Source organism: uncultured Porphyromonas sp. (assembly GCF_902489635.1).
Lineage (GTDB): Bacteria > Bacteroidota > Bacteroidia > Bacteroidales > Porphyromonadaceae > Porphyromonas.
This window is the reverse complement of the sequence record NZ_CABUAN010000015.1, coordinates 19,775-46,059: the sequence shown is the minus strand read 5'-3', so window position 1 is coordinate 46,059 and position 26,285 is coordinate 19,775. Positions and strand designations below refer to the sequence as shown.

19 protein-coding genes are annotated in these 26,285 nt (G+C 53.6%); all 19 read left to right on the top strand.

The annotated features are described in order from the left end of the window. The first annotated feature begins 140 nt into the window (after positions 1-140). The 19 genes from RDM37_RS04465 (at position 141) to RDM37_RS04375 (ending at position 26,256) form a co-directional block, all read left to right on the top strand. Positions 141-1,061, top strand: coding sequence for an Ig-like domain-containing protein (locus RDM37_RS04465; protein ID WP_308555371.1), 921 nt, complete (start codon positions 141-143; stop codon positions 1,059-1,061). A 161-nt stretch (positions 1,062-1,222) separates the two neighbouring features. Continuing rightward, entirely contained in the window at positions 1,223-3,817 is a 2,595-nt protein-coding gene (gene clpB / locus RDM37_RS04460) for an ATP-dependent chaperone ClpB (protein ID WP_308555369.1), read from the top strand. Positions 3,818-3,972: 155 nt separating this feature from the next. Further along, positions 3,973-4,659 carry a 16S rRNA (guanine(527)-N(7))-methyltransferase RsmG gene (gene rsmG / locus RDM37_RS04455; protein WP_308555367.1) on the top strand — a complete coding sequence of 229 codons (687 nt, stop codon included), beginning with the start codon at positions 3,973-3,975 and terminating at the stop codon, positions 4,657-4,659. Then, on the top strand, positions 4,656-5,309 hold the full coding sequence (locus RDM37_RS04450) for an MBL fold metallo-hydrolase (RefSeq protein WP_308555365.1): 654 nt from the start codon (positions 4,656-4,658) through the stop codon (positions 5,307-5,309). Before rsmG ends, RDM37_RS04450 begins: the two co-directional genes overlap by 4 nt. A 5-nt stretch (positions 5,310-5,314) precedes the next feature. Further along, positions 5,315-8,200: an aminomethyl-transferring glycine dehydrogenase gene (gene gcvP / locus RDM37_RS04445; protein ID WP_308555363.1), complete on the top strand. Its 2,886-nt coding sequence runs from the start codon at positions 5,315-5,317 to the stop codon at positions 8,198-8,200. Positions 8,201-8,208: 8 nt separating this feature from the next. Next, on the top strand, positions 8,209-8,634 hold the full coding sequence (gene mscL, locus RDM37_RS04440; protein WP_308555360.1) for a large-conductance mechanosensitive channel protein MscL: 426 nt from the start codon (positions 8,209-8,211) through the stop codon (positions 8,632-8,634). A 519-nt stretch (positions 8,635-9,153) separates the two neighbouring features. Further along, a complete protein-coding gene (locus RDM37_RS04435) occupies positions 9,154-11,961 on the top strand; it encodes a TonB-dependent receptor (RefSeq protein ID WP_308555357.1) in 2,808 nt (935 codons plus the stop codon). A gap of 22 nt (positions 11,962-11,983) precedes the next feature. After that, a complete protein-coding gene (locus tag RDM37_RS04430) occupies positions 11,984-13,300 on the top strand; it encodes a DUF4876 domain-containing protein (protein ID WP_308555355.1) in 1,317 nt (438 codons plus the stop codon). A gap of 80 nt (positions 13,301-13,380) precedes the next feature. Next, the gene (locus tag RDM37_RS04425) at positions 13,381-14,910 is read left to right on the top strand and encodes a DUF6850 family outer membrane beta-barrel protein (protein ID WP_308555353.1); all 1,530 of its coding nucleotides are present in this window, start codon (positions 13,381-13,383) and stop codon (positions 14,908-14,910) included. Between the two features lie 31 nt (positions 14,911-14,941). After that, positions 14,942-17,362, top strand: coding sequence for a hypothetical protein (locus tag RDM37_RS04420; RefSeq protein WP_308555351.1), 2,421 nt, complete (start codon positions 14,942-14,944; stop codon positions 17,360-17,362). Positions 17,363-17,483: 121 nt separating this feature from the next. Beyond that, the gene (locus tag RDM37_RS04415; protein ID WP_308555349.1) at positions 17,484-18,071 is read left to right on the top strand and encodes a hypothetical protein; all 588 of its coding nucleotides are present in this window, start codon (positions 17,484-17,486) and stop codon (positions 18,069-18,071) included. 24 nt (positions 18,072-18,095) lie between these two features. After that, positions 18,096-18,677 carry a PepSY-associated TM helix domain-containing protein gene (locus RDM37_RS04410; protein WP_308555347.1) on the top strand — a complete coding sequence of 194 codons (582 nt, stop codon included), beginning with the start codon at positions 18,096-18,098 and terminating at the stop codon, positions 18,675-18,677. 67 nt (positions 18,678-18,744) lie between these two features. Next, on the top strand, positions 18,745-19,629 hold the full coding sequence (locus RDM37_RS04405; RefSeq protein WP_308555345.1) for an ABC transporter ATP-binding protein: 885 nt from the start codon (positions 18,745-18,747) through the stop codon (positions 19,627-19,629). A 10-nt stretch (positions 19,630-19,639) separates the two neighbouring features. Beyond that, positions 19,640-20,311 (top strand): hypothetical protein, encoded by a 672-nt coding sequence (locus RDM37_RS04400; protein ID WP_296951620.1) that lies wholly within the window; start codon positions 19,640-19,642, stop codon positions 20,309-20,311. A 6-nt stretch (positions 20,312-20,317) separates the two neighbouring features. Next, positions 20,318-21,352 (top strand): DUF4857 domain-containing protein, encoded by a 1,035-nt coding sequence (locus RDM37_RS04395; protein WP_308555343.1) that lies wholly within the window; start codon positions 20,318-20,320, stop codon positions 21,350-21,352. A gap of 637 nt (positions 21,353-21,989) precedes the next feature. Further along, the gene (locus RDM37_RS04390) at positions 21,990-23,420 is read left to right on the top strand and encodes a DUF4270 domain-containing protein (RefSeq protein ID WP_308555341.1); all 1,431 of its coding nucleotides are present in this window, start codon (positions 21,990-21,992) and stop codon (positions 23,418-23,420) included. Between the two features lie 32 nt (positions 23,421-23,452). Next, positions 23,453-24,727: a nucleoside permease gene (locus RDM37_RS04385; protein WP_308555339.1), complete on the top strand. Its 1,275-nt coding sequence runs from the start codon at positions 23,453-23,455 to the stop codon at positions 24,725-24,727. Positions 24,728-24,758: 31 nt separating this feature from the next. Next, positions 24,759-25,514: an ABC transporter permease gene (locus RDM37_RS04380; protein WP_308555337.1), complete on the top strand. Its 756-nt coding sequence runs from the start codon at positions 24,759-24,761 to the stop codon at positions 25,512-25,514. Between the two features lie 22 nt (positions 25,515-25,536). Then, the gene (locus RDM37_RS04375) at positions 25,537-26,256 is read left to right on the top strand and encodes an ABC transporter ATP-binding protein (RefSeq protein ID WP_374043025.1); all 720 of its coding nucleotides are present in this window, start codon (positions 25,537-25,539) and stop codon (positions 26,254-26,256) included. Positions 26,257-26,285: the final 29 nt, after the last annotated feature.

Sequence of the window (26,285 nt, the reverse complement as noted above, 5' to 3'; positions counted from 1 at the left end):
GAAGTTATCAAAAACATCATTCTTGAGAAATTGCATTAGCGGGTGGAATGTACGAGGGCACAGTGCGACAAGTGGCATGTTTTTTCTACCTTTGTACCACTTAGACAAAAAGACTCTCTACCCCCCTAAGATCCAACCATATGTTCTTCAAGACACTACCATTAAACGTTTTACTCCTAGCTCTGACGCTCTCTCTCATAGCTTGTCGCAAGGAGCCAGGCACAACGCCGAACCCATCCACGGAGCCTACTCACACGACGCTCTCCGTCTCACCCGAGAGGCTCTCACTACGGGTAGGAAAGCGTGCACAGCTGAGCGTCTCAGCGACACCCGCCGATGCGACACTGCGATACACCTACCAGTCAACAAATGAGGCTGTCGCCACCGTCAGCAGCCAAGGATTAGTAACCGCCGTGGCTGAGGGGCACTGTACTATAACTATCGCTGCTGGCGAAGCTCGTGCCACCGTTTCTGTCCAAGTCTTGCCGGCTGTCCAGATTGATGCCAAGAGATATATAGGAGCTGATGACCCCGACAGACGATTTGTCCCAATCTACATACCAATCCTTGCGGAGATAGAGCAACGCAAGGATGAGATACAGGCGGCAAACGAGGCTAAAGACTGGCTCTTGGAAGATGATCGCAAGGTGCCTGGGGGCTCTTCCTACGCACTCTCCTTTATTGCCCCGAGTCAAAAAGGTAATTATACCGATATGCGCTACATCAAGCGCATCGCTTACAGATACACTCCTGGACGTACGGATCGATCTTTCCTGCTACTCTTCACCGCCTATCTATCCAATGAAGACATTCTCATCAAAGCGTACCAAAAAGACAGCGAAGCTTACGACCTACTCAAGAGTATCGCTCAGGGGTACGGCTTTACCGACGACTTTAGTATGACAAAGGATGAAAGAAAAGGGCCACTCTTCCATGCTTATTGTAGAGACCGATACCCCGAGGGTGACTTGTGGCTTTGCATCCAGTCTGTGCCAGCTACCGATGGGGCTGGCTTCGGGCTGAGACTACAGATTGCCACTTCTACGGCCCCGAAGAGGTAAGCTGCCAATCAAGACACCCTTATATATATATAATAGTAAGAGGAGGTGAGCGAAATGTGCTTGCCTTCTCTTCTTTTGTATGAACTAAAGATGCTAGTGCGTGACATTTTGTCCTTTGGCACATCAGTTGCTTGAGGTAGTCAAAATCAAACCTTAAACACATGAACATAGATAAGTACACCATCAAATCGCAGCGGGTGATCCAAACGATGATCGCCCAAGCGCGTCAGCAGGAGCATCAGGCTCTAGAGCCTATATGCCTCCTAGATGCGCTGCTACGTGAGGGGCGTGACGTCGTCGAGTATGTCGCTACCAAGGCAGGTGCTTACATGCACCAGATAGAGCAGTCGGTAGCACAGCAACTGGAGCGTCTGCCTCACGTATCTGGCGGAGAGCCTTACCTCTCTAACCAGACAAACCAAGTGCTCACCCAGTCCGAGCAGATAGCTAGTGAGATGGGTGACCAATACATAGCTGTGGAGCATATCTTCCTAGCCCTTCTCAAGGTGACCAGCGATGCGCGTCAGCTACTCCTCGATGCAGGCTTGACCTACGCTGACGCTGAGGCGGCTATCCGTGAGCTGCGCAAGGGACGCAAGGTAGACTCCGCCACGAGTGATCAGCAGTATAACGCCCTTGGCAAGTACGCTATCAACCTTTGCGAGCGAGCTCGTGAGGGCAAGCTAGACCCGGTCATAGGTCGTGACGAGGAGATACGTCGTGTCCTACAGATACTCTCTCGCCGTACGAAAAACAACCCTATCCTCGTCGGTGAGCCGGGTGTCGGTAAGACCGCCATCGCTGAGGGGTTGGCGCACCGTGTCATACGTGGTGACGTGCCTGAGAACCTCAAAGACAAGCTCATCTACTCACTCGATATGGGTGCTCTCATAGCAGGAGCAAAGTATCAGGGAGAGTTTGAGGAGCGTCTCAAGTCAGTCGTCAACGAGGTGACCGCCTCCAATGGTGAGGTAATCCTCTTCATCGATGAGATCCACACACTCGTCGGTGCGGGAGCTTCGCAAGGTGCTATGGACGCGGCAAACATTCTCAAGCCGGCCCTCGCTCGTGGTGAGCTACGGGCTATCGGTGCCACTACCCTCGATGAGTACCGCAAGTACTTTGAGAAGGACAAGGCTCTCGAGCGTCGCTTCCAGATGGTAATGGTCGACGAGCCAGACGAGATGAGCAGTATCTCTATCCTCAGAGGTCTGAAGGAGCGGTACGAAAACCACCACAAGGTGCGTATCCAAGATGATGCTATCCTAGCGGCTGTACAGCTGAGCGAGCGATACATCACCGACCGCTTCCTCCCCGACAAGGCGATCGACCTCGTGGACGAGGCTGCTGCACGACTACGCATCCAGATAGACTCGATGCCCGAAGAACTAGACGAGCTAGAGCGTCGTATCAAGCAGCTAGAGATAGAGCGTGAGGCGATCAAGCGTGAGCACGACGAGCCTAAGCTGGCGGCTCTCTCCAAGCAGATAGCCGATCTAGAGGAGGAGCGCAATGCACTGGCAGCTCAATGGCATGGTGAGAAAGATCTAGTCAATGAGGCACAGCAGCTGAAGGTAGAGCGTGAGCAAACCTCTATCGAGGCCGACAAAGCGGAGCGACTAGGCGACTACGGTCGTGTGGCTGAGCTACGCTACGGACGACTCAAGGAGATCGATGATCAGATAGCTCAGATCAATAAGAAGCTTGCCGAGCAGCGTGCATCTGGCACCGCCCTAATCACCGAAGAGGTGACAGCCGAAGATATCGCTGACATCGTAGCGCGCTGGACTGGTATCCCCGTAAGCCGTATGCTCATGAGCGAGCGCGACAAGCTCCTCAACCTAGAGACCGAGCTGCACAAGCGTGTTGTCGGTCAGGAGGAGGCGATCACCGCTATTGCCGATGCGGTGCGTCGTAGCCGTGCCGGCTTGCAGGACCCCAATAGACCGATTGGCTCCTTTATCTTCCTCGGCACGACAGGTGTCGGTAAGACTGAGGTGGCCAGAGCTTTGGCTGAGTGTCTCTTTGACGATGAGCACATGATGACTCGTATCGATATGAGCGAGTATCAGGAGAAGTTTAGCGCGACTCGACTCATAGGAGCACCTCCCGGCTACGTCGGTTACGACGAGGGTGGTCAACTCACCGAAGCTATCAGGCGCAAGCCATACTCGGTTGTGCTCTTTGATGAGATTGAGAAGGCTCACCCCGACGTCTTCAACCTACTCCTCCAAGTACTGGACGATGGCAGGCTTACGGACAACAAGGGGCACGTGGTCAACTTCAAGAACACGATCATCATCATGACCAGCAACCTAGGCTCCGACTTGATCCGTCGCAACTTCGAGCATATCGACGAGCAGAACCGCGAAGAGGTCATCGAGCGCACCGAGGAAGAGGTCAAGACGCTACTCAAGCAGACGATCCGTCCTGAGTTTGTCAACCGTATCGACGAGACCATCGTCTTCACGCCGCTGACTAAGCCTCAGATCGCTCAGATCGTACGTCTACAGCTCGACAAGGTAGCTCGTACACTCAAGGAGAACGGCGTAACGCTCCACTACAGCGATGCCGCCATCGACCTGCTAGCCGAGCGGGGCTACGATCCCGAGTTTGGCGCACGTCCTGTCAAGCGTGTCATACAGCGTCTCGTCCTCAACGAGCTCTCGAAGGCACTCCTTGCTGGCACCGTAGAGCGCACGAAGCCTATTACGCTAGACGTAGGGGCTGACAAGCAGCTCACCTTCGTAGACTAACTAGACAGCGCCCTACACTTTGCTGCGGCTTCTAGTAGAAGAGCAGCACGAAAAGATCAAGAGCACAACTCACTACACCGTGGGTTGTGCTCTTTTTTCGTACATTTGTGGGGAGATATGACGCTTCTCCCCCTATTAATTGTGCGTTTGTAGAGATGCCCACCACACCAAGCACGACCCCCACGGAGCAATTGGATAGGCTCCTGAGGCAGTTTCCTGCGCTCTCCCCAACTGCCCAGCAGCAGTTGACCGCGCTCTATCCGCTCTACAAAGAGTGGAATGCACGCATCAACGTCATCTCCCGGCGAGACATAGACAATCTCTACCTGCACCACGTGATGCACTCACTGGCACTCGCGTGGCTTCTGCCCCACGAGCCGACCAGCTACACCATTGCTGACGTGGGCTGTGGCGGTGGCTTCCCCAGCATCCCGTTGGCTATCCTATATCCTCAATATCAGTTCCTGCTGATAGACAGCATTGCCAAGAAGCTCCACGTAGCTCAGTCCATCGCTGACGAGATAGGCCTGACCAATGTCTCTACGCACCACACCCGTGTCGAGAGCTGCGACCTCCACTGCGACTACATCGTGTCACGCGCTGCCATGCCTCTGGGACGTCTCTATGAGTACACACAGCACATGCTCCAAGGCTCACAAGCTCCCCGCTCTGGCATCTACTGTCTCAAGGGCGGCGATCTCAGCGAGGAGATAACGCAAGCAGGAGTGCCCGCACAGCTCACCGCGATCAGTACACTGGCTGACTACCCCGACTACTATCAGGACAAATGGATCGTCTATGTCGCCAAGCAGGACAAACCAACTAACCGAAAAGGACTATGAACTGCGAAGTATCTACATTCGTATGTAACGTCATACAGGAAAACACTTACCTTCTCTCGACCAGCGATGGTCACGCAGCCATCATCGACTGCGGATGCGCCACCGCAAGCGAGCAAGAGCGTCTCGCACAGCGCATCAAGCAGTGGGAGCTGAGCGTAGACCTGCTCCTCTTCACGCACCTGCACTTCGACCATCTCTGGGGCTTGCCCTGGGCACTCCAGACCTTCCCCGAGGCAAAAGCTTATGCACACCCTGTCGAGCTAGCACAGGCGGTCTCTCCCGAGGCGCAGATGCGCGCTTGGGGATTCGAGGTACCAGAAGGGGCCTTCGATCTCTCTCAGATCCATCCACTGCCGAGCGACCAGCCGCTACGACTGGGCGAGCTACCTATCTACGATCTCTTCGTGCCAGGACATACAGCAGGCCATGTCGCTTACTACCTACCGAGCGAGCGGATCGTCTTCACAGGCGACGTACTCTTCCGAGGCGACATCGGTCGCAGTGACCTCCCAGGCGGAGACTACCAGACACTCCTCCATAGTATCAAGACCCAACTGCGTCCCCTGCCCGACGACACCATCGTCTACCCAGGGCATGGACCACACACAACCATATACAACGAAAAAAGTAATAACCCTTATATCAACTAAAATAGATGGATACAAGAAACTTTGCCTATCGTCACATAGGCATCTCCGAGGCTGACCTGCCCGAGATGCTCCAGGTCGTCGGCGTAGACAGCGTAGATGCGCTAATGCACAAGGTATACCCCGAGGGCATCTTCCTCGAGAAGCCTCTCGATCTACCAGAGCCAATGACTGAGCGTGAGCTCAGCGAGCATCTCTTCGAGCTAGGATCTCGCAATCGTATCTTCACCTCATACATCGGTATGGGCTGGTATGATACAGTGACTCCACAGCCTATCATCCGCAATGTCCTAGAGAATCCCGTATGGTACACCAGCTACACACCTTACCAGGCTGAGGTATCGCAGGGTCGTCTCGAGGCACTCTTTAACTTCCAGACCATCATCACAGATCTGACAGGACTGCCTCTGACCAACTGCTCGCTACTTGACGAAGCTACCGCAGGCGCCGAGGCTGCCCTCATGCTTTACAACGAGCGGTCTAGAGAGCAGAAGAAGGCCGAAGCCAACCAGCTCTTCATCGACAAGCGCGTCTTTGCCTCTACGCAGGCAGTCATCCAGACACGCGTTCCCCAGCAAGGTATGGAGATCGTCGTAGGCGACTACGAGACCTTTGACTTTACAGACAAGGTCTTCGGAGCTATCATTCAGTACCCAGACGAAAAGGGTAGCATCCACTGCTACCACGACTTTATGGAGCGTGCCAAGGCTGCGGGTGTACGTGTAGCCGTAGCCGCCGACCTGATGAGTCTCGTGCTCCTCACACCTCCAGGCGAGTGGGGCGCAGACATCGTCTTCGGATCTGCACAGCGCTTCGGTATCCCCATGTACTTCGGCGGTCCTAGTGCCGGCTATCTAGCCTCTACGATGGACTATAAGCGCACCATCCCTGGACGTATCATCGGTATCTCCAAGGACACCTACGGTCGTCCCGCCTATCGTCTAGCGCTACAGACACGCGAGCAGCACATCAAGCGTGAGCGTGCTACTAGCAACATCTGTACAGCACAGGCTCTGCTCGCTACGATGAGCGGCTTCTACGCTGTTTACCATGGTCCCGAGGGGCTACGTAACATCGCTCACCGCATCCATGCTTATGCAGGTTATCTAGCAGAGCAACTTGAGGCGATGGGCTACAAGCAGCTCAACGACAACTTCTTCGACACTCTATACATCGAGCTACCCGAGGGACTCGCTGCCGAGAAGCTCCGTGAAATCGCCCTCGACTGCCAGGTCAACCTACGCTACTACGAGGATGGTCGTCACGTCGGCATCAGCATCGATGAGACCACACTCGAGAGCGACCTGTCCGTACTCCTCTACATCTTCGCACAGCTCCAGGGCAAAGAGGGCGACATCGAGGGCGTTGAGGTCAATGAGACGAAGGTTTACTTCGACAAGAAGTTCGCTCGCCAGAGTGACTTCCTGCAGTATGACACCTTTCAGAAGTATCACTCCGAGACCGAGCTGATGCGCTACATCAAGCGACTAGACCGCAAGGATATCTCACTGGCTCAGTCTATGATTTCGCTAGGCTCCTGCACCATGAAGCTCAATGCTGCTTCGGAGGTAGCACAGCTGAGCAATCCACAGTTTGCCAATATCCATCCCTACGCTCCCGATGATCAGGTCGAGGGCTACCTAGAGATGATACGCAATCTGTCCGCTCTCCTCTGCGAGATTACGGGTATGAAGGGTGCTTCGCTCCAGCCCAACTCAGGAGCTGCTGGTGAGTACACCGGTCTGCGCGTCATACGTAGCTATCTACAGGCTACCGGTCAGGGTGCTCGTGACCTCGTCATCCTACCCGCCTCTGCACACGGCACCAACCCCGCGAGTGCTGTACAGGCAGGCTTTGACACGATCACCATCCGCACGGCCGACAATGGCGATATCGATATGGATCACTTTATGGAGCTCACCGAGCAGTACAAGGATCGTATCGCAGCCATCATGATCACCTATCCGAGTACGCACGGCATCTTCGAGAGCAATATCCGCACCATCATCGACCGCATCCACGAGATCGGCGGACAGGTCTATATGGACGGTGCCAACCTCAATGCGCAGGTAGGCTGGACCAACCCCGGCTATATGGGAGCTGACGTCTGCCACCTGAACCTACACAAGACCTTTGCGATCCCGCACGGTGGTGGCGGTCCTGGTGTCGGTCCGATCTGTGTCACTGAGCACTTGGTACCCTATCTACCCAAGCATGTGGAGCGCTGGTCTGATGCTACAAACCAAGTATCGGCAGCACCCTTCGGTAGTGCTGGAGTCTTTGTGATCACCTACGCTTACATTCGCCTCCTAGGCTACGAAGGCTTGCGTCAGGCTACCGCTATGGCGATCCTCAATGCCAACTATCTGAAGGCACGCTTCCACGACAACTACGGTGTTGTCTATACGGGCGACCGTGGCTTCGTCGGACACGAGATGATCCTCGACTGTCGTGGCGTCAAGGCTCAGGCAGGCGTCGACGAGGGAGACATCTCTAAGCGCCTGATGGACTTCGGCTATCACGCTCCGACGGTTTCCTTCCCCGTTCACGGCACGCTCATGATCGAGCCGACCGAAAGCGAAAGCAAGGCTGAGCTAGACCGCTTTGTCGCTGTGATGAATCAGATCTACCAAGAGGCTCAAGATATCGCTTCGGGCAAGGCTGACGCAGAGGACAACGTCATCAAGAACGCACCACACCCGCAGTACGAGGTCTGTGCCGACGAGTGGCATCACGCTTACACACGTCAGCAGGCAGCCTTCGCACTACCCTACCTTGAGGACAATAAGTTTTGGGTCAATGTGTCTCGCATAGACAACGGCTTTGGCGACCGCAACCTGATCCCAGCTTTTTGTGCCTGCACTCCAGAGCTCATCGATGAACTAAATAAATAAACAACACTATGGCTAGTTTCAAGCAAGAATTCAAGGAGTTTGTCCTCCGTGGCAATGTCATGGATATGGCAGTCGGTATCATCATCGGCGGAGCCTTTGGCAAGATTGTCTCCTCACTTGTTGACGACATCCTGATGCCCGTGATTGGGCTATTTACGGGTGGTATCAACTTCTCCGAGCTCGCTTATGTGATCAAGCCCGCTGAGTTCAATGCCGCTGGCGAGGAGATCGTCGCAGCTACGACGCTCAACTACGGACTCTTCATTCAGAACGTCGTCGACTTCCTCATCATCGCGCTGGTCATCTTCATGATGATCCGTGCGATCAATAGTCTGAGGAGAAAGCATGAGGAGCCCGAAGCACCCGCTCCCGAGCCCTCTGACGAGGTCAAGCTACTGACCGAGATCCGCAACCTGCTCGACAAGAAGCAGTAAGCCGCCTCGATCTGTAGGCTACATAACTAAAGCACCGCCCGTGTAGGTCACTCCTACGCAGGCGGTGCTTTTTTGTCTCTTGTCTCTTCGGATAAATCTCCACGTAGATATCGCCCGTTCCCGCCAAAAACGTGTCCCGACCCACCAGCCAGCTTCCCGTCAATCCCGAGGCTCCGCTCTATAACCTCTAACTTCTAACCACTAACCACTATTTACATATCTTTACGGGGGAATTCGTCCGATTACCTCCTTTCTCGAATATCCACGTGGAGAATCTCAAATCTCCACGTGGATATCACTTTTCCCCGACACAGCTCCGTATCGATATGTCGTCAACTCTAAATTATTGTAACGAGTCGGCGTTGTATTTGTCCAGCCAGGGAGCAGGCCGAACTTTTGACTCCTTGCTCACAGCTCCTACCCAATATCAATGAGTGGAAGAGGTCAAAATACCTACTAGTAGTTATTTCTTCGGGGGCGAAGCCGCCGTACCTTTGCAGAGGTTTTTATGCTTCTCCTATGAGTAGGTCTATCCGTAGAGTTCTTCTATCCTACATACTCTTTTCATTGCTCTCCTGGAGTCTATATGCTCAGGGTGCCCGTCATACCTTCACCGGGATGGTGTACGATGCGACTACTAGCGAGCCGATAGCCTACGCTCTAGTGGCTCTCTCTGCCGAGGGGCATAAAGATGTCGTGACCTACACGGATGATGACGGACGCTTTGCCTTTCAGTCTGTACTAGCGGGGCGATACCGCCTACAGGTGCGCTACGCAGGTCTGCGCAAGGAGCAGACGATCACCTTGCAGCGAGACCAATACCTGCGCATCCCCTTTAAGCTGGAGCAGATACTAGGAGAGGTGGTCGTGACTGCGCAGGAGGGACGACAGCTGACCAGCTCCTCGACGATCGAGCGGGCAGCTATCGATCATCTGCAGCCTAGTAGCTTCTCCGACCTGACGGCACTCCTACCTGGTGGCAAGAGTAGCATACCTAATATGAGTGGGGTCAATAACCTCTTGCTCCGTGAGACAGGCACTATCAATATGCAGGGCAATAAGACGAACAACCAAGACTACGCCATCAGTTCGCTGGGTACCCTCTTTATGGTAGATGGAGCTCCGCTCAACACGGATGCGGATATGCAGTACACAGCCTCGCCGTCTGGCTCGCTCCTTGGTGCTGGCAAGGTCAATGTGAATCGAGGTGTGGATATGCGCACGCTACAGACGGACAATATAGAGCGGGTCGAGTTCATCCGTGGTGTCCCCTCCGTAGAGTATGGCAATATCACCTCGGGTGTGGTGCTGGTGCATCGTAAGCGACAAGCCTCGCCTATGCTGAGTCGCTTTAAGGTAGATGGTTATAGCAAGCTGGCCTCTGTGGAGAAAGGCTTTGCCCTCACACCCTCCCAGCACCACATCCTCAATGGGGATGTGAGCTATCTAGATGCTAAGCCCGATCCACGTGTTCCCTTTGAAACTTACCGGCGCTTGACTGGCTCACTGCGCTATCACGGTACGAGTAGTGACCAAGCGCATAGATGGGAGGTGAGTGGAGACTATACGGGTACCTTTGACAAGAATAAGGTAGACCCCGACCTCTCCTACGGACGCACCGATGAGTACCGCACAGACTACAACCGTATAGCACTCACCTCACGCTATATATACGCTCCGTCAGGCCGCAGGGAGGGCCTACAACGGGTGGAGCTAACACTATCCGCTGCGCAGCAGTTTGACTACCTACATCAGCGCCGTCTCGTAGCTCCAGACCGCATGTCTATAACCCCTACGGGCGACCAGGCTGGCGAGCACGAGGCTAGACTGATCGGCGGTGAGTATATAGCAGACTATGTGAGCGATGGTAAGCCTCTGACGCTTTTTGCCAAGGGCCAGACACTATATAATATAGAGTGGGGAAAAGCTTCGCATAAGTTGAAGGGAGGCTTTAACTATGAACTGTCCAAAAACTTCGGTCGCGGGCAGGTCTACGACCTCTCCTATCCACTCTTTCCCAAAGCGTGGGACAGTCGTCCACGACCCTACTACCAGATTCCCGCCTTGCAGCAGCTAGCACTCTATGCGGAGGATCTATACAGGCAACCGCTCGGAGCGCATACGCTCCAGCTAGAGGCAGGCGTACGACTCTCCATGCTCTTAGGCTTAGCACCACAGTACACGCTGAGCTATAAGCCTTACCTAGATCCACGTGTCAACCTGCGCTGGAGCTTGCCTACCTGGGAGCTGCTGTCACGAGATCTCAAGCTCTCACTCGATGCCGGCTGGGGCCTGACGACTCGTATGCCTACACTCAACTATCTATACCCCGACCCGCGCTACATAGATATAACGCAGCTAGCTTACTACGACATCAATGCACCTTATGAGCGCAGTCTATACTACGTCCGCACCTACATAGAGGACGCAACGAACTATAAGCTACGCGCTACGCGCAATCAGAAGCTAGACCTACGTCTCTCGGCCGAGTGGGGACGTAACAAAGTCTCCGTGAGTTACTTTCGCGAGTTGATGACCACGGGCTTTAGATACCGCTCCACGGCACAGGTCTATGCCTATAATAAGTATGACGCCTCGGCGATCGACTATACCCAGCTGACGGGACAGCCCGACATCTCTACCATCCCCTACACTCCCGCTGCGCGTATCGAGTCGACGAGTCGCCCAGAGAATGGCAGTATGATCCGCAAGGAGGGTGTAGAGTTTCAACTTATGACGGAGCGCATCCCCGTGATCAATACGAGTCTGATCCTCGGGGGCGCATGGTTTCGCTCTACCTACTCGAATAGCGTACCGCTCTTCTATGCCGTCTCTGGAGTCTACGGAGATGTAATCCTATCGGATCAATACTTAGGGCTCTACAACTGGCAGGATGGATCGGAAAATCAGTCGCTCTCGACTAACCTACTCCTCGACACGCAGATCCCGCAGTGGGGACTTATCCTGACGACTGCCATAGAGAGTACCTGGCTGGTCTCTCGTCGCCGCCTCCCCCAGGATGGTCGTCCGATAGCTTACCTAGATGTGCACGACGGCAAGCTACACCCCTACACATCGGAGTCAGAGCGAGACACCTATCTGCAGCATCTCTTGATACGCTATAGTGACACGCTCTTTAAGCCGAGTCGCATACCTCTAGCTCTTGGGATCAATCTAAAAGTATCCAAGCAGCTGGGCAAGCTCTTTACGCTATCGCTCTTTGCCAACAATGTCTTAGACTACCTGCCCGACTACAAGGTGGGGACGGCTACACTCAGACGTACTGCCACGCCTTACTTTGGCATGGAGCTACGCATTAAGATATAATCAACTCAACAAATAGATCTCTATGAAACGATTACTGTATATACTACTTTTACCAGCCCTGCTGGTCACTGTGACCGCCTGTCGTCCAGACCCAGTCACACCAGACAATCCCAAGGAACAAAAGACCATCGCTTGCCTCTTCGAGCGCACACTGCCTGAGGATGTCACGGACTTGACCATACAAGAGGAACTCCTCACGATACGCAACATCACCACGGGTCAGGACGTGGAGTATAAGACGCTGGAGGGTATCAAGCTCGCTCCTGGACTGTACAACCTAAACTACACAGCAAACTGCCGCTATAAGCTCAAAGGGGTCTCAATGGAGGGACGACTGGTCGCACAGATTGAGAATATGGAGGTGACCGACCAAACGACCGAGCCACTCAAGCTACGCCTAGAGCTACGCATCGTGCCTACGGTTCAGGACTTTGTCATTCAGGAGATTTTCTTTACGGGCACACTGACCCCTGCAGGCAAGCAGTATCATGGGACCAGCTATGTGGTTCTCTACAATGGAACAGACAAAGTCCTTTATGCAGACGGGGTCGCCTTCTGTGAGAGTGGATTTAACCCCGCAAACAAGTTTGACTACAAGCCAGACATACGTCAAGAAGCCATGGCAGTACACGCCGTCTATGTCATCCCGGGCAGTGGTAAGGAGCACCCCGTGAAGCCTGGCGAGCGACTGATACTGTGCGACATAGGCATCGACCACAAGGTGAATAACCCCAATGCTTTCGACCTATCCAAGGCTGACTTTGAGTGGTATGACGTGTCTAGCTCACCGGCACATCAAGACTTTGATAGTCCCACAGTGCCTAACCTTGATAAGTGGTATTGCTACACGAAGTCGTTTTTCATCCTACACAATAGAGGCTTTGCATCGTACGCTATAGCCCGTATGCCGATAACTAAGGAGGAGTACCTCAAGGACTACAAGTATGACTACACCTACGTCTTGACACACAATGGGAATAGCTATGATATGTCAGGCTCATGCTATAAGCTACCCAACGATTGGATCATAGATGGAGTCAATTGCAGTGTCGAGGCGGTGCATCAGTGGACGATCCTACCCGAGACGATAGACGCTGGCTATACAAACTGTGGCACAGTAGACGGACAGAAAGATCGCTACTTCCACAGCGTACGACGTAAGTACCTAGGCAAGGATGCCGAGGGACATGTGATCCTGCAGGACACCAATAACTCGTTCGAGGACTTCAACCCGATGGTCACGGCCTCGCTCATTGAGGAGCAAGGTACAGCGATCAATGCTAAGGGTACACCCTGCACGACTAAGACTTATGATGGGGTCGTGCCTATTGAGCAGTAAGGTCTCTTCGATAGATTATGGTGCATCATTCTTCGGTTTGTTTTAGCAGATCTCTTGCGCTCTTACTCTGTCTCCTAGGTATGCTTACGAGCTCGCTCTATGGGCAGCAGCAAGAGCCAGAGATGACCTCACGACCTGCTGATACCCTCTCGGTGGCGGGGTCGCTCCTAGAGCAGAGGCGACCTGGCTACGACCTATCGGTATCGCCAGTAGTGTCGCCGCTCTACTTTTTCTCAGAGCGAGGCTCTCGTACAGACCTCTCGCTGGGCGGAGCTATGCGGCGAGATAGAGGCGAGACAATGATCCCGCAACTGGGCAAGCAAGACATCGATGGGTCGGTGCATATCGAAAGTGCTTTGCGTCAGCGCAACAACTTCGCTTGGGGTGCTGCCTCCTACACTTATCGTGCTACGGAGGGGATACGCTTCAACGAGACGACAGACTACCCCCTCCTCGCGCCCTACGTCATGGGAGACACGGCGCATACAGCGCGTCTGCACCAAGATCTCTACACCTTTGGCGCAGGTACGGTGCATCGTCTCGGCAATTGGCTACTCTCCCTGACAGCTGACTATCGCGCCACCTTTGCCTACCGCACGCAAGACCCTCGCCCTCGCAATCTGGCTACACACCTGGAGGGGCAGATCGGCATCGGCTATCAACTTACCGACTATGCGCTAGCTCTAGCAGGTACGCTAGGTCGCTACAAGCAAAACAATCAGGTAGGCTTCCTGAGTGAGCTCGGAGTGGCTAGTGAATATCACTTTACGGGCATCGGGGGAGACTACTATCGCTTTAGGGGAGGCAATACGTCGCTCTTCTATCAAGGGCTATCTTATGGCATATCGCTCGGGCTAACCCCTACTAGTGAGGCGCGTCAAGGCTTCTATGCTTTGGCTGCGTGGCATCTGCTAACGACCGACCGTATCATACGAGAGCTCAACAACCTCCCCCTCTCGACACTCTCCAGTCACACGATAGATCTGCAGGCGGGGTACACCGCTCGCTCAGCACGACTGGGGCGTTGGGGCGTAGCACTCTACACACAGGGCGACATACGTCGAGGTGCTGTCCACCTCTTCGGTGATCCTAAGGGAAATATCTACCCACGCATAGCCACTGAGCGGTCATACTATGGCCAGACCTTAGAGTTTGGTGCTAAAGGCTTTTGGGATAGTCAGGACACGCCTCGCACGCCTTGGTCGTGGGGCGTATCCACTTCGCTCGGCTATCGACTACACGAGGAGGACTTGCTACCCCAAGCAGAGCGGCTCTTCTACCATCTAGGAGGGACATTGGCTCCGTATGTTAGCTTTTATCGTGGGCAGTACTTTGTCTCTCTGACACCTACTTATAGTGTATGGGCAAAGACGGGACACCCTTCGCTACAGTTAGCACCTCAGCATCAGCCTATACCTACTTATGCTGAGACACTGGAGCGAGCCTTCCAGATAGCTAGTTCCACGCAGATGACCTACGGGCTCTCTATGACTCACGGCTATCAGCTCGGCAGTAGCTATGCGCTGTGGCTCTCACTAGACTACCTCCATATGCAGACGAGTCTGTGTGGTAGCAACTACGGAGCCATACGCTGTGGCATCTCATTCTAATAGTAAATCCAAACAATCAAATATCTTCAGTATGCGAAAACAACTACCAGTATTACTTATACTCCTCACGCTCTTCTGTACTGCGAGTGTGACGATAGCTCAGACTCCAGACGAGGGTGTCGCAAAGAACTTCCTCTGGTACCGTCTTGTCTCCAATAGTGTAGACCGTATGCAAGTACCTCAGCAGGTGGTCGCCTCAATGGATGGCAATCTCTTTGCGAGCAATGCCTTCTACAGTAAGGAGCGCACGGACGCTAGCTCAGTCTTCAACTTTGACGCATCCAGCGATGCTGACAAAGCAATCTCCTATGGCGATGACGGCTCGGCTACCAACGGCAACACCGCCCTCACTATCTACAAACTGACTCCTGAGGGCAAGCTACTCTGGCACATATACAACAGCCGCGGAGAGATAGCAAACAATGTCAACTGCATCACGGCTACTCCCGACGGAGGCTTTGTGACCATCTTGATGGCACGCGATGCTCAGGCTAAGTCTAAGAGCAATACAGACACGCTACGCCTGGTGCAGGCTGACGGCACTCCTTACGATATAGAGATGAAGTCTCTATTTGTCGGAGTTGGCGACGACGCCTCCGCAGGAGCTACGCGTCGCAAGATCATACCACTCCTTGTCAAGGTTAGTGCTGCGGGACAGATCGAGTATCACAAAGCTTTCGAAGTAGACCACACCCCTATGCCCGATGCAACTCGCTATAGCTACGGGACCCCTACGGGCTGCGACTTCAAGGGCACGGCTGTAGATCCCGAGGGCAACGTCTATGTCTGTGGAGCCGTCCGCACGGCCATAACCATCGGCGAGACAACCATCAAGGCGAAGAACAATGTCGGGTGGAATGGTGACTCACAGAAACAGATTGGAGACTTCTTCATCCTCAAGTTTGACAACAAAGGTAACCTTCTCAAGTATCTCACCGAGCAGGGAGACCCCATCGGGCGCTCTATGCTAACGGTCATCAAGTATCAAGACGGCAAGCTCTATGCGGCTGGACGCTTCACAGGAAGTAAAGCGAAGACCCCTATCACCATCGATGGCAAGCAACTCATCCCTAGCGATAAGGAGAGCCTTGTCACCCTCTGCCTAGACACAGATCTAAAGGTCTCGTGGATCTCTCAGATTGATGTCAAGGCTGTAGCTTTTGTCGATGGCATAGCTGTCGGCAAGGACAAGGTCTATATCGCAGGTCGCTGTGTTGGAGCTCTTGTTGATACTGAGGGAAATGTGATCCTCGAGCAAAAAACCAAGATGCACAGAGGCTATGCTCTAGCAATAGACAAAGCTACGGGCAAGCCCAATGCGGAGTGGCATACACTCCTCCCAGAGAAGGGAATCTCCAACTGTACGGCTATCTCTACGCAGGGAGATCGTGTCATCTTGCATGCCTATGCTCTAGGTGCGCAGACCTACTATCGTGTACTAGACCTCAACCTCTCAGAGGGCTCTATACAAGACTACCCGATGGTAAGTAAGGCTATGGTTCCATTCGGTGGCGATATAGTCGCCAATAGCTATGTAGCAGCTGCGCGTTGTCGCGACAGTGCTAAGCTCCTTACGACCGAGGGCTATAAAGAGATGACTTACAAGGGCTGGTTTAGCCTCTTTGTTGCCCACAAGCTCCCCTTCCCCTCAGTCTCTGCTAGCTGCAAGGCTCTCCACCTATCAGAGGGCAAGGGTACTCTACAAGTCCTAGCTTCTGACCTTAAAGATCCGATCCAGGTGACATGCTCTGGCGAAGGCTTTACGGCACAGCTCAAGGAGCTACCCGCTACGGGTGGAGCTCTCGAGATTCAGTTCAAGACGGCTGTCACCAAGACGCCCGAAGAGCGTATCGGCAAGCTCACCCTCACTTCTGGTGGAGCTAGCTACGAGGTTTACCTCTACGCAATGACCGAGACAGAGCAGTACATCAAGGTCTCTCAGAGCGAGATCGACTTCACGATGATACCTGTCGGTGAGCATAAGTCTGTCGATCTGATCGTCACACAGAAGAACCTCATGGACGCTATCACCTGTACGATCGAGGGTGAGGGTGCTAAGTACTACTCAGTGGACAAGAGCGAGATCGCCGTCTCTAATGAGCCTGCGACCCTCAAGGTCACCTACACGCCAGACAAGACCATCGCAGCTAATGCCAAGGCTACAGCTCAGCTCGTCCTAACCTCTGGCGATGTCAAGACGATTGTCACACTATCTGGTCAGAGCAATACAGCTATTGAGGAGGTTGCAGCAGCCAAGCTCTCTATCGCTACCGCAGCTGGTACGCTCTACGTACATAGCGACGAGGCGCGTCCAGTAGCTATCTACACGTCAGCTGGTGAGATGGTTGCACAGCAGCTACTCTCTGGTGACATGGAGCTCTCACTACCTGCTGGTGTCTACTTCATCCAGACAGATCGTGAGGCCTATCGTGTCTACATCCCCGCTATTTAATCTGTTTAGTCCCTCTTCTCTCTATGTAGAGGAGAGGGACTATCCTCTTTTATAAGCAAATCTGTGAAGCTCGCACTTCACACCCTATTATCTCAAAACACAGTCATCACATCAACACAGTATGAACAATAAACTATCTCTCGTGCTTCTCACAGCACTACTCGCCATCGCCCTCATCGGGTGCAATAAGCAAAAGCAAAATCAGACAGCAACCACAGAGACGGAGGCTCCGACCTACATGGAGGTGGACGCACTCCTCGCCTCTGCCGATAGTCTCGTCGGTCAGACGGTTACCGTGCAGGGCATCTGCACCCACCTCTGCAAGCATGGTGCTAAGAAAGCCTTCCTCATGGGCAGTGACGACACCAAGGTGATCCGCGCTGAGGCTAGTGAGGAGATGGGTGCCTTTGCCCAGGAGTGTATCAACAGTATAGTCACCGTCACAGGACAGCTTGTCGAGGATCGTATCGACGAGGCTTATCTGCAAAACTGGGAGGAGCAGCTCAAAGCTCAAGCCGCCAAAGAGCATGGCGAGGGCAAGGCAGGCTGCGCCAACGAAAAGAAGGCTCGTGGCGAAACGGCCGACACACCGGAGTCTCGTATCGCAGACTTTCGCAAGCAGATCGCTGAGCGCGAAGCTCAGGAGGGCAAGGCATACCTCTCCTTTTATCACATCGATGCTACAAGCTATCAGATAGAGCAGCAGTAATCCATCTGGAACTGACAAGACTCTATGAAAGTAAACTTCAAGAAAGTAGGTAGGAGCGTGCGTCGCTGGAGTAGATTACTACACCGCGACCTATCCTTCCTACTTGCTGCACTTATATTCATCTATGCTCTATCGGGTCTCTACATGAACCACCGAGACTCGATCAATCCACACTACATCATCACCCAGCGGGAGTATCAGATCCCGCTAGAAGAGCTACAAGCTGCTGGACGCCTTGACGCATCTGCCGTCCGTAAGCTCCTAGACGAGATAGACCTGTCGGGTAGCTATACCAGGCACTACTACCCTGACGATCACACGCTCAAAGTCTTCCTCAAGGGACGTGCCACCCTACTCCTCGATACCTCAACGGGGGTAGCCGTCTACGAGTCGATCGAGCGACGCCCGCTCATCAGCTCTATGACACAACTGCACTACAACCCAGGGCGCTGGTGGACGATCGTCGCTGATGTGCTAGCCATCGGGCTTATCCTCATCACCCTCACGGGACTACTCATCGTGCCGGGGAGACGCGGACTCATAGGTCGTGGAGGCATCCTTCTCTTGATCGGGCTGGCGGTACCACTACTCTTCCTTTTCCTATAAGGACAAGTAGCATTCACTACTGCCTAAAGAGTAGCCACACCCTCCCCTTATATACCACTTAACTAACATGGACAACTTAATCGAGTGTCACAACTTGACTCACTACTACGGCAAGCGACTGATCTACCGTGATCTTTCCTTTGCCGTGCCTCGTGGTCGCATCCTCGGTCTGCTTGGCAAGAACGGTACCGGCAAGACCACCACAATCAATATACTCAGTGGCTTCCTCCGCCCCAAGTCGGGCGTCTGTCGCATCCTTGGCGAAGACATAACCCGTATGCCTGATCGATTGAGACAAGATATCGGGCTGCTCATCGAGGGGCACGTTCAGTATAGCTTTATGACTATACGGCAGATAGAGCACTTTTACGCTCCCTTTTACCCCAAGTGGCGCAGAGAGGCTTACTACGAGCTGATGGAGCTACTCAAGGTCACCGAGAGACAGCACCTCAGTCGTATGTCTTGTGGTCAGCGCTCACAGGTCGCTCTCGGACTGCTCCTAGCGCAAAACCCCAAAGTCCTCATCCTCGACGACTTCTCGATGGGACTAGACCCAGGCTATCGGAGGCTCTTTGTGGACTACCTGCATCATTATGCCAAGGAGCAGGGTACCACGATCTTCCTCACCTCCCACATCATCCAGGATATGGAGCGCCTGATCGATGACTGCATCATCATGGACTACGGCTCTATACTCCTGCAGCGACCCGTTGCTGAGATACTAGACGAGGGGCGACTCTACAGATGCACCCTCACAGACGATCGTCCTCTCCCTGAGATCAACGGGCTGTACCACTTTGAGGCGCACCACAGACGTGGGGAGTGCTACTCATTCCTTCCACTGCTAGAGGTCGCCGAGCGACTCACTCAGGCTGGCGTCCCCTACCAAGATCTCACAGCACACGAGACGACGCTCGAGGATGCCTTCATAGGACTCACCGGTAAGTACTAACGCTATCTATATGTTTGCCTCTATAATATATAAGGAGTGGCTCAAGCTCCGACTATACGCACTGCTATCGACACTTGTCGCACTGGCCGTACCGCTCTACGGCGTCATACGCATACACCGAGCCATCGCACTACAAGGTGCTGACCATATCTGGCTCGTGATGATACAGAAGGGAGTAGTCTTCGTAGAGAGTATGCGCTACGTACCGCTCATACTAGGCTTGCTCTGCGCCATCGCTCAGTTTGCGCCAGAGCTCTCTCGTCGTAGTCTCAAGCTCACCCTGCACCTACCTCAGTCACCGCTCCGCTCGACCTACCAGATGCTCGCCTGCGGGGTGACGTTACTGCTGTGGCATACCCTATTATATATAGGTGTCCTCTTCATCGGACTGCAAGGAGTCCTAGCTTACGAACTCCTCGCCTACGTCCTCTCCGCCACATTGCCGTGGATCTTGGCCGGCTTCCTCGGCTACCTCCTCATGAGCTGGATACTCCTAGAGCCCACTTGGCGCAGACGCATCCTCTACACCCTCATCGCTGTACTCCTGATGCGTCTCTGCTTTATCTCACCCACGGCAGGAGCTTACGCACCCTTCCTGCCCACGCTACTTATCTACACCATCCTCTCCTCGACACTCGTGTGGCTCTCCGTGAGCCGCTTCAAAGAGGGGAGACAAGACTAGAATATTATGAAGCGCATAGCCACAATACTCCTATACATCACCGTAGCACTACTCATCGCCTGGCAGATACCCTGGTGGTACAACTACCTCCGAGCCGATGCAAGCCGTGAGCCATTCACTATCTATAGTCAGCTACTAGGCGACTTCATCGTCACAGGTCATGATGAGGGAGCGATAACCTACCATAGCGGTAAGGGCGTGCAGTATAGTCGTGAGGAGGTCGACAGCTTGCTCCCCACCTTCTACTACCGCCAGCTCCTGACTGATGGTCGCCTACCCGACACACTCTATGGAGAGGCTGTGACCCCACAGCTTATACAGCGGAGTGGCGTCACCTTTCGCAGCTCACCGCGCACCCTCTCTGCGCCTACCGTAGCGCTCTACCCCCTCCTGGAGAGTGCCTCACGGAGAGTCAAGCTGGAGATGCCCGAAGATCTCTTTCGCATCACCGATCAGGCGATCGAATTTGTAGATATGCAGAGCAATCAGCTAGACAAGGCGAAGAGTGCTAGCTATACGAAGCTCTTTCAGGATAAAGGCTTCGCCTTCCCCGCACAACGGGTTGCTGGCAATGCGACTGCACAAAAGGAGTATGACAACGGCTACCTCCTCATTGATCAGCAGGGCAAGCTCTTTCACCTCAAGCAGATGGCGGGCAAGCCCTACCTGCGGGCTATTGACCTGCCCGAAGGCGTAGAGGCTGCCGAAGCCTTCGTCTGGGAGCTGCCTAGTCGTCGGCATATCGGTCTCGTCTCTACCCGAGACCATCAGCTCTATCTGATCGAGCGTGAGGGCTATCGCCCCTGTCGCCTTGAGATACCCTCGTGGGACCCACTCCGTGAGGATCTCACCATCATCGGCAACGACCTAGACAGCTACACCCTCAAGGTCTCCACTGCCGATGCCACGAGCTACTATGCGCTAGACGCTACGAGCTATACGCTACTGAGCTCGCTACAAGTAGATCACCCTGAGCGGGCTATGCCGGGGCTGCACTTCACCTCGCGCCTAGATGGCTGGGTCAAGCCTCGACTAGACTAACCGCGAGGCCCCTTCTGCCCCCTTCAGGAGGGAGGCATAGATGAGGTCATTATATTATAATGTGTCAGCCCTGCCCTCTAACCTCTACCCACTAACCACTAATTACATATCTCTACAGGGAAATTCGTCCGATTCCCTTCTTTCTCGAATATCCACGTGGAAAATCTCAAATCTCCACGTGGATATTTTTTATTTTCCACGTGGGCGTCATTCATTTCCTCCGAAGTTTCATTTGATTCCTCCGAGGAATTTTTTATTTCCTACCTGGGAAATAAAAAATCTCCACGTGGATATTTCGGAATATCCACGTGGAAATCACTTTTACCCGACATCGCGCCGTTTGGATATGTAGTCGAGTCTAAATTATTGTAGCGAACCAGCGTTGAATTTGACCACTCACGGCTGATGCATTATAATCGCTCTGTCGGGAGCTACACATGAGCGACCAGCAAGGAGAGGCGAGGCCGATGAACTCATTGTAGATAGCGCGTCAGCCCTGTGGCGAATGATAGGAATATGCGGTCAAATCGTTTTTTTCCTTACCTTTGGAGCTAGATTACATGTTAGGTGCTGTCGAGAAGTCTCTAGCTCATCTACCGAGACTGTCGGCACAGCACCCGACACTTAGACTGAATCTATGAATCGGACTATAATAAAAACCCTCCAGATACCACTCCTGATCTGCATCTTATGCGCCTTAGGACTGACCTCTTGCAACGATGACTACTCCACCCTCGGGGGGAGTCTGCGACCTGAGCGAGACCTCGTGACGGCTCGGGGAGACTCGCTACGCTTTCGTGCTGAGACGATACCTCTAGACTCTATATATAGTCGTAGTGCTATCTCGCTATTGGGGCAGATCTCAGATCCCGTCTTTGGAGACTTTGAGGCGTGCTACATCAGTCGGCTACAGTGCGCACCGGGCTTCACCTTTACACAGAAGCCTATCAAGGATCGTATCGACTCGGTTACTATCGAGCTCTCTTACCTAAGTGCCGTAGGCGACACCACCACATGGGGCAAGGCGCAGGTCTATGAAATCACACAGCCTCTGCCTAAGAGTCGCTACTCGGTCGACGATCTGACGCCCTACACGCGAGGGGCTAAGCTGCTCGGTGAGCTGACTTACCAGCCCTCCGATACGGCGGGTGTCAAAGGCCTTGTAGTACGGGTACCCAACGAGCTGGGAGAGCGTTTTCTAAAGGCTTCGCGTGAGCATCCCGAGTGGTTTGCCTCCCAAGAAGCTTTTGAGTCCAATCTACTCCGTGGTCTCTACGTCACCTCGACGACGGGTACCGGGCATATCCTCTCGATCTACTCGACGGCTCTCCGCATCTTCTACACCTTTGAGACGACACAAAAGTCCTCCAAGGGTGAAGACTCGACAGTCTACAAACCTGGGTGGGAGATCTTTAGCAGTAACAAGAGCCTCTACGCACTGAATAGTCTCAAGCACAGCCACATCGAGGAGTTACTCAAGCCTTCGCCTGATGGCAAGACCTATATCAAGTCACCCGCTGGAGTCGTCACCAAGCTCACCTGTAGCAAGGAGGAGCTCAGCCGACTGCTCCACCAGTATGAGGCGATGAGCAAGGATAAAGAAGGCTTCGGATGGGTCATAAATGAAGGCAAGCTACAGGTATCGGTAGATGTTCCCAACGTAGACACGCACTTCAACCCGCCCCCTCAGCTACTTCTGATACCGCAGGATAGCGTGGCGCACTTCTTTGCTAAGAGTATCAACGACCCCCGGGTCGCCTCTACATCCTTTGTGTCTGGGCGTTACAGCGTCTTGGAGCGCAACTACACCTTTAACAATATCAGTCACCTCATTGAGGCGCACATGCGAGGCAATATGGAGACCGATGCGGACGGCAATCATCGTGTGACAAGAGACTTGGAGCTACTCCTGATCCCCGTAACTACAGAGATAGCATCGACACCTAGCTCGTCTGGCCAGACGGTTGCTATCACCAACCTGCTCTACCCCTCAGCCGTACAGCTCAAGTGGGGTGACAAGGGCTTCAAACTGGGAGTCATCGGGACTGGCTTTTATAATCGGAGATAGACCTGAGAGGAAGCACATTAGCGACAAAAGGTATGACTAAAGAAAAAGAACAGATCAAGCTCAAACTGATCGTCATGAACTTCCTCCAGTTCTTCATCTGGGGGGCATGGCTCATCTCGATGGGTCGCTACATGGGCAATGTGATGCAGTACGACGGGCAGGAGGTCGGCGGACTCTTTGCCACGGCGGGCTTTGCAGCAATCATCACGCCCGCACTGACGGGTATCATTGCTGACCGGTGGATCGGTGCCGAGCGACTGCTCTCGATCTGCCATCTGCTCACGGGAGCCTGTCTGATCGCTGTCGGCTGCTTACCTGTGGGGACGTCCTTTGCGACTACCTGGCTGGTCATCTTTGGGGTCAACCTCTTCTTCATGCCTACCCTATCGCTCTCCAACACGGTCGCCTATCATGCGCTCGGCACGGTGCAGGCAGACATTGTCAAGGACTTTCCCCCGATACGTGTCTGGGGTACCATCGGCTTCATCGTGGCGATGTGGCTGGTCAACCTATTTAAGTGGATGGACAGCCCGATGCAGTTCAACCTCGGAGCCTTCGCCGCCATCGCCCTAGCGATCTACGCCTGGACACTTCCTGCAGTACCTCACGGAGTCAAGAAGGCTCAGGAGGGACGTCGCTCGCTCCTATCCATCCTAGGACTGGACGCTCTGGTGCTCTTTAAGAATCGGCAGATGGCGGTCTTCTTTACCTTCTGCATACTCCTCGGTGCAGCGCTACAGGTGACCAATGCTTACGGCAATATGTACCTCGACCACTTCAAGGGGGCCGCTGAGTACGCCGATAGCTTTGCGGTCAAGTATCCGAACATCCTACTATCACTCTCTCAGATCTCGGAGACGCTCTTTATCCTCGCGATCCCATTCTTCTTAAAGCGCTTTGGCATCAAGGGCGTGATGACGATGAGCTTCGCTGCGTGGTTCCTACGCTTCGGACTCTTTGGCCTAGGCGACCCCGGGATGCCGGGCTTCATCGCACTCATTCTCTCGATGGTGGTATATGGTATGGCGTTTGACTTCTTCAACATCTCAGGCTCCATGTTTGTCGATCAGTCTGTCTCGCCCTCGATGCGTGCCAGTGCTCAGGGACTCTTCCTCCTGATGACCAACGGGCTAGGTGTCGTGATCGGCTCGCTAGGTGCGGGCTGGGTCGTGGAGCACTTCACCACGGCTGGCGTGACTGCCTGGACGACCGTCTGGTACATCTTCGCAGGCTATGCGCTCGTCACAGGAGTCCTCTTCTGGCTCCTCTTCCATCCCAAGCAACACGCGACAGCTCAATCCGCTTAAGAAGAAGGCTATCATCCAAGTCCGCTAAGCTATGGCTAATCCAATCGGCAATGCGCTCAGTGTCATGGGCGAGTACACGCTCCTCATGGCGCAAGTCTTCAGACGGCCGAAGAAGTGGGGCATCTTCTTCAAGCAGCTAATCCGAGAGATAGCTAAGTACGGACTCGACTCGATATGGATCGTCGTGATCATCAGCTTTTTCATTGGCACGGTGATCACGATCCAGCTATCGATCAATATGAACTCGCCACTCATACCTCGCTTTACGATAGGCTATGCAGGGAGGGAGATCATGTTTCTCGAGTTCTCCTCCTCTATCATGTGTCTTATCCTCGCAGGCAAGGTCGGCTCTAGCATCGCCTCCGAGCTAGCTACCATGCGTGTGACCGAGCAGATCGACGCTATGGAGATTATGGGTGTTAACTCCGCCAACTTCCTCATCCTCCCCAAGATCCTCGGGCTGATGCTCTTTATCCCAGTGCTGAGCGTCATCAGCATGTCTACGGGGCTGGTGGGCGGATACTTAGCCACTTACTTTATTCCCTCGATCACCCCGTCAGACTTCGAGATGGGACTGCAGACATTCTTCGTTGCGAAGAATATCTTCTACTCGATCATCAAGTCTCTCGTCTACGCTTTTATCATCTCATCGGGTGCTAGTTACTTCGGCTACACGGTCAAGGGGGGTGCCCTCGGCGTAGGACGCGCCAGCACCAATGCAGTGGTGTCGAGCTGCGTGCTGATCCTCCTCGCCGATGTTGTACTCACCAGTCTATTGTTTATGTAAGGCTATGGGACAAGTGACTAAGATCATAGAGGTCAGAGGGCTCTGCAAAGAGTTTGACGACAAGGTAGTACTGGATCACATCAATGCCACCTTTAAGCCAGGAAGCATCAACTGCATCATCGGGCGTAGTGGTGCGGGCAAGACGGTTTTGCTCAAGAGTCTCATAGGTCTCATACAGCCCACGTCGGGAGAGATACTCTTCGATGGGCACAATATGATGCTCTTGTCCAAGGAGCAGCTCAAGCGACTAAGACAAGTGACGGGCGTGCTCTTTCAGGGATCAGCACTCTTCGATAGTATGACCGTCTTGGAGAACGTCCTCTTTCCATTGCAACTTTTCTCCAAGCTATCGCCACGAGAGCGCAAAGCACACGCTATGGCACTCCTCGATCGGGTCGGACTAGAGGGTGCTCAGCGCAAGTTCCCCTCAGAGATCAGTGGCGGTATGATGAAGCGCGTAGCCATAGCCCGTGCCGTGGCACTCAACCCACACTACCTCTTTTGCGATGAGCCAAACTCTGGACTAGACCCTACCACCTCGGCTTCGATAGATAAGCTACTCAAAGAGCTCACCGAGGAGTACCAGATCACGACGGTGGTCAACACGCACGACATGAACTCCATCAAGACCATTGCTAATCATGTCCTCTACCTAGACAAAGGTCAAGTCGCATGGCAAGGCTCGCGAGAGGAGCTCAGTGGTGACATTCCCCTCTCTCTCAAAAACTTTCTTTACCTTTGATACGTCCCTTTCCTTTTTCTTTCTTTGGC

What these genes read in the sequence shown, in the direction of transcription:
- RDM37_RS04425 (WP_308555353.1), top strand. Translation starts at nt 13,381, where the DNA reads ATGCTTACGAGCTCGCTCTATGGGCAGCAGCAAGAGCCAGAGATGACC.
- RDM37_RS04415 (WP_308555349.1), top strand. Translation starts at nt 17,484, where the DNA reads ATGAACAATAAACTATCTCTCGTGCTTCTCACAGCACTACTCGCCATC.
- RDM37_RS04400 (WP_296951620.1), top strand. Translation starts at nt 19,640, where the DNA reads ATGTTTGCCTCTATAATATATAAGGAGTGGCTCAAGCTCCGACTATAC.
- RDM37_RS04435 (WP_308555357.1), top strand. Translation starts at nt 9,154, where the DNA reads ATGAGTAGGTCTATCCGTAGAGTTCTTCTATCCTACATACTCTTTTCA.
- RDM37_RS04380 (WP_308555337.1), top strand. Translation starts at nt 24,759, where the DNA reads ATGGCTAATCCAATCGGCAATGCGCTCAGTGTCATGGGCGAGTACACG.
- gcvP (WP_308555363.1), top strand. Translation starts at nt 5,315, where the DNA reads ATGGATACAAGAAACTTTGCCTATCGTCACATAGGCATCTCCGAGGCT.
- RDM37_RS04410 (WP_308555347.1), top strand. Translation starts at nt 18,096, where the DNA reads ATGAAAGTAAACTTCAAGAAAGTAGGTAGGAGCGTGCGTCGCTGGAGT.
- mscL (WP_308555360.1), top strand. Translation starts at nt 8,209, where the DNA reads ATGGCTAGTTTCAAGCAAGAATTCAAGGAGTTTGTCCTCCGTGGCAAT.
- RDM37_RS04450 (WP_308555365.1), top strand. Translation starts at nt 4,656, where the DNA reads ATGAACTGCGAAGTATCTACATTCGTATGTAACGTCATACAGGAAAAC.
- RDM37_RS04390 (WP_308555341.1), top strand. Translation starts at nt 21,990, where the DNA reads ATGAATCGGACTATAATAAAAACCCTCCAGATACCACTCCTGATCTGC.
- RDM37_RS04405 (WP_308555345.1), top strand. Translation starts at nt 18,745, where the DNA reads ATGGACAACTTAATCGAGTGTCACAACTTGACTCACTACTACGGCAAG.
- RDM37_RS04385 (WP_308555339.1), top strand. Translation starts at nt 23,453, where the DNA reads ATGACTAAAGAAAAAGAACAGATCAAGCTCAAACTGATCGTCATGAAC.
- clpB (WP_308555369.1), top strand. Translation starts at nt 1,223, where the DNA reads ATGAACATAGATAAGTACACCATCAAATCGCAGCGGGTGATCCAAACG.
- rsmG (WP_308555367.1), top strand. Translation starts at nt 3,973, where the DNA reads ATGCCCACCACACCAAGCACGACCCCCACGGAGCAATTGGATAGGCTC.
- RDM37_RS04420 (WP_308555351.1), top strand. Translation starts at nt 14,942, where the DNA reads ATGCGAAAACAACTACCAGTATTACTTATACTCCTCACGCTCTTCTGT.
- RDM37_RS04395 (WP_308555343.1), top strand. Translation starts at nt 20,318, where the DNA reads ATGAAGCGCATAGCCACAATACTCCTATACATCACCGTAGCACTACTC.
- RDM37_RS04430 (WP_308555355.1), top strand. Translation starts at nt 11,984, where the DNA reads ATGAAACGATTACTGTATATACTACTTTTACCAGCCCTGCTGGTCACT.
- RDM37_RS04465 (WP_308555371.1), top strand. Translation starts at nt 141, where the DNA reads ATGTTCTTCAAGACACTACCATTAAACGTTTTACTCCTAGCTCTGACG.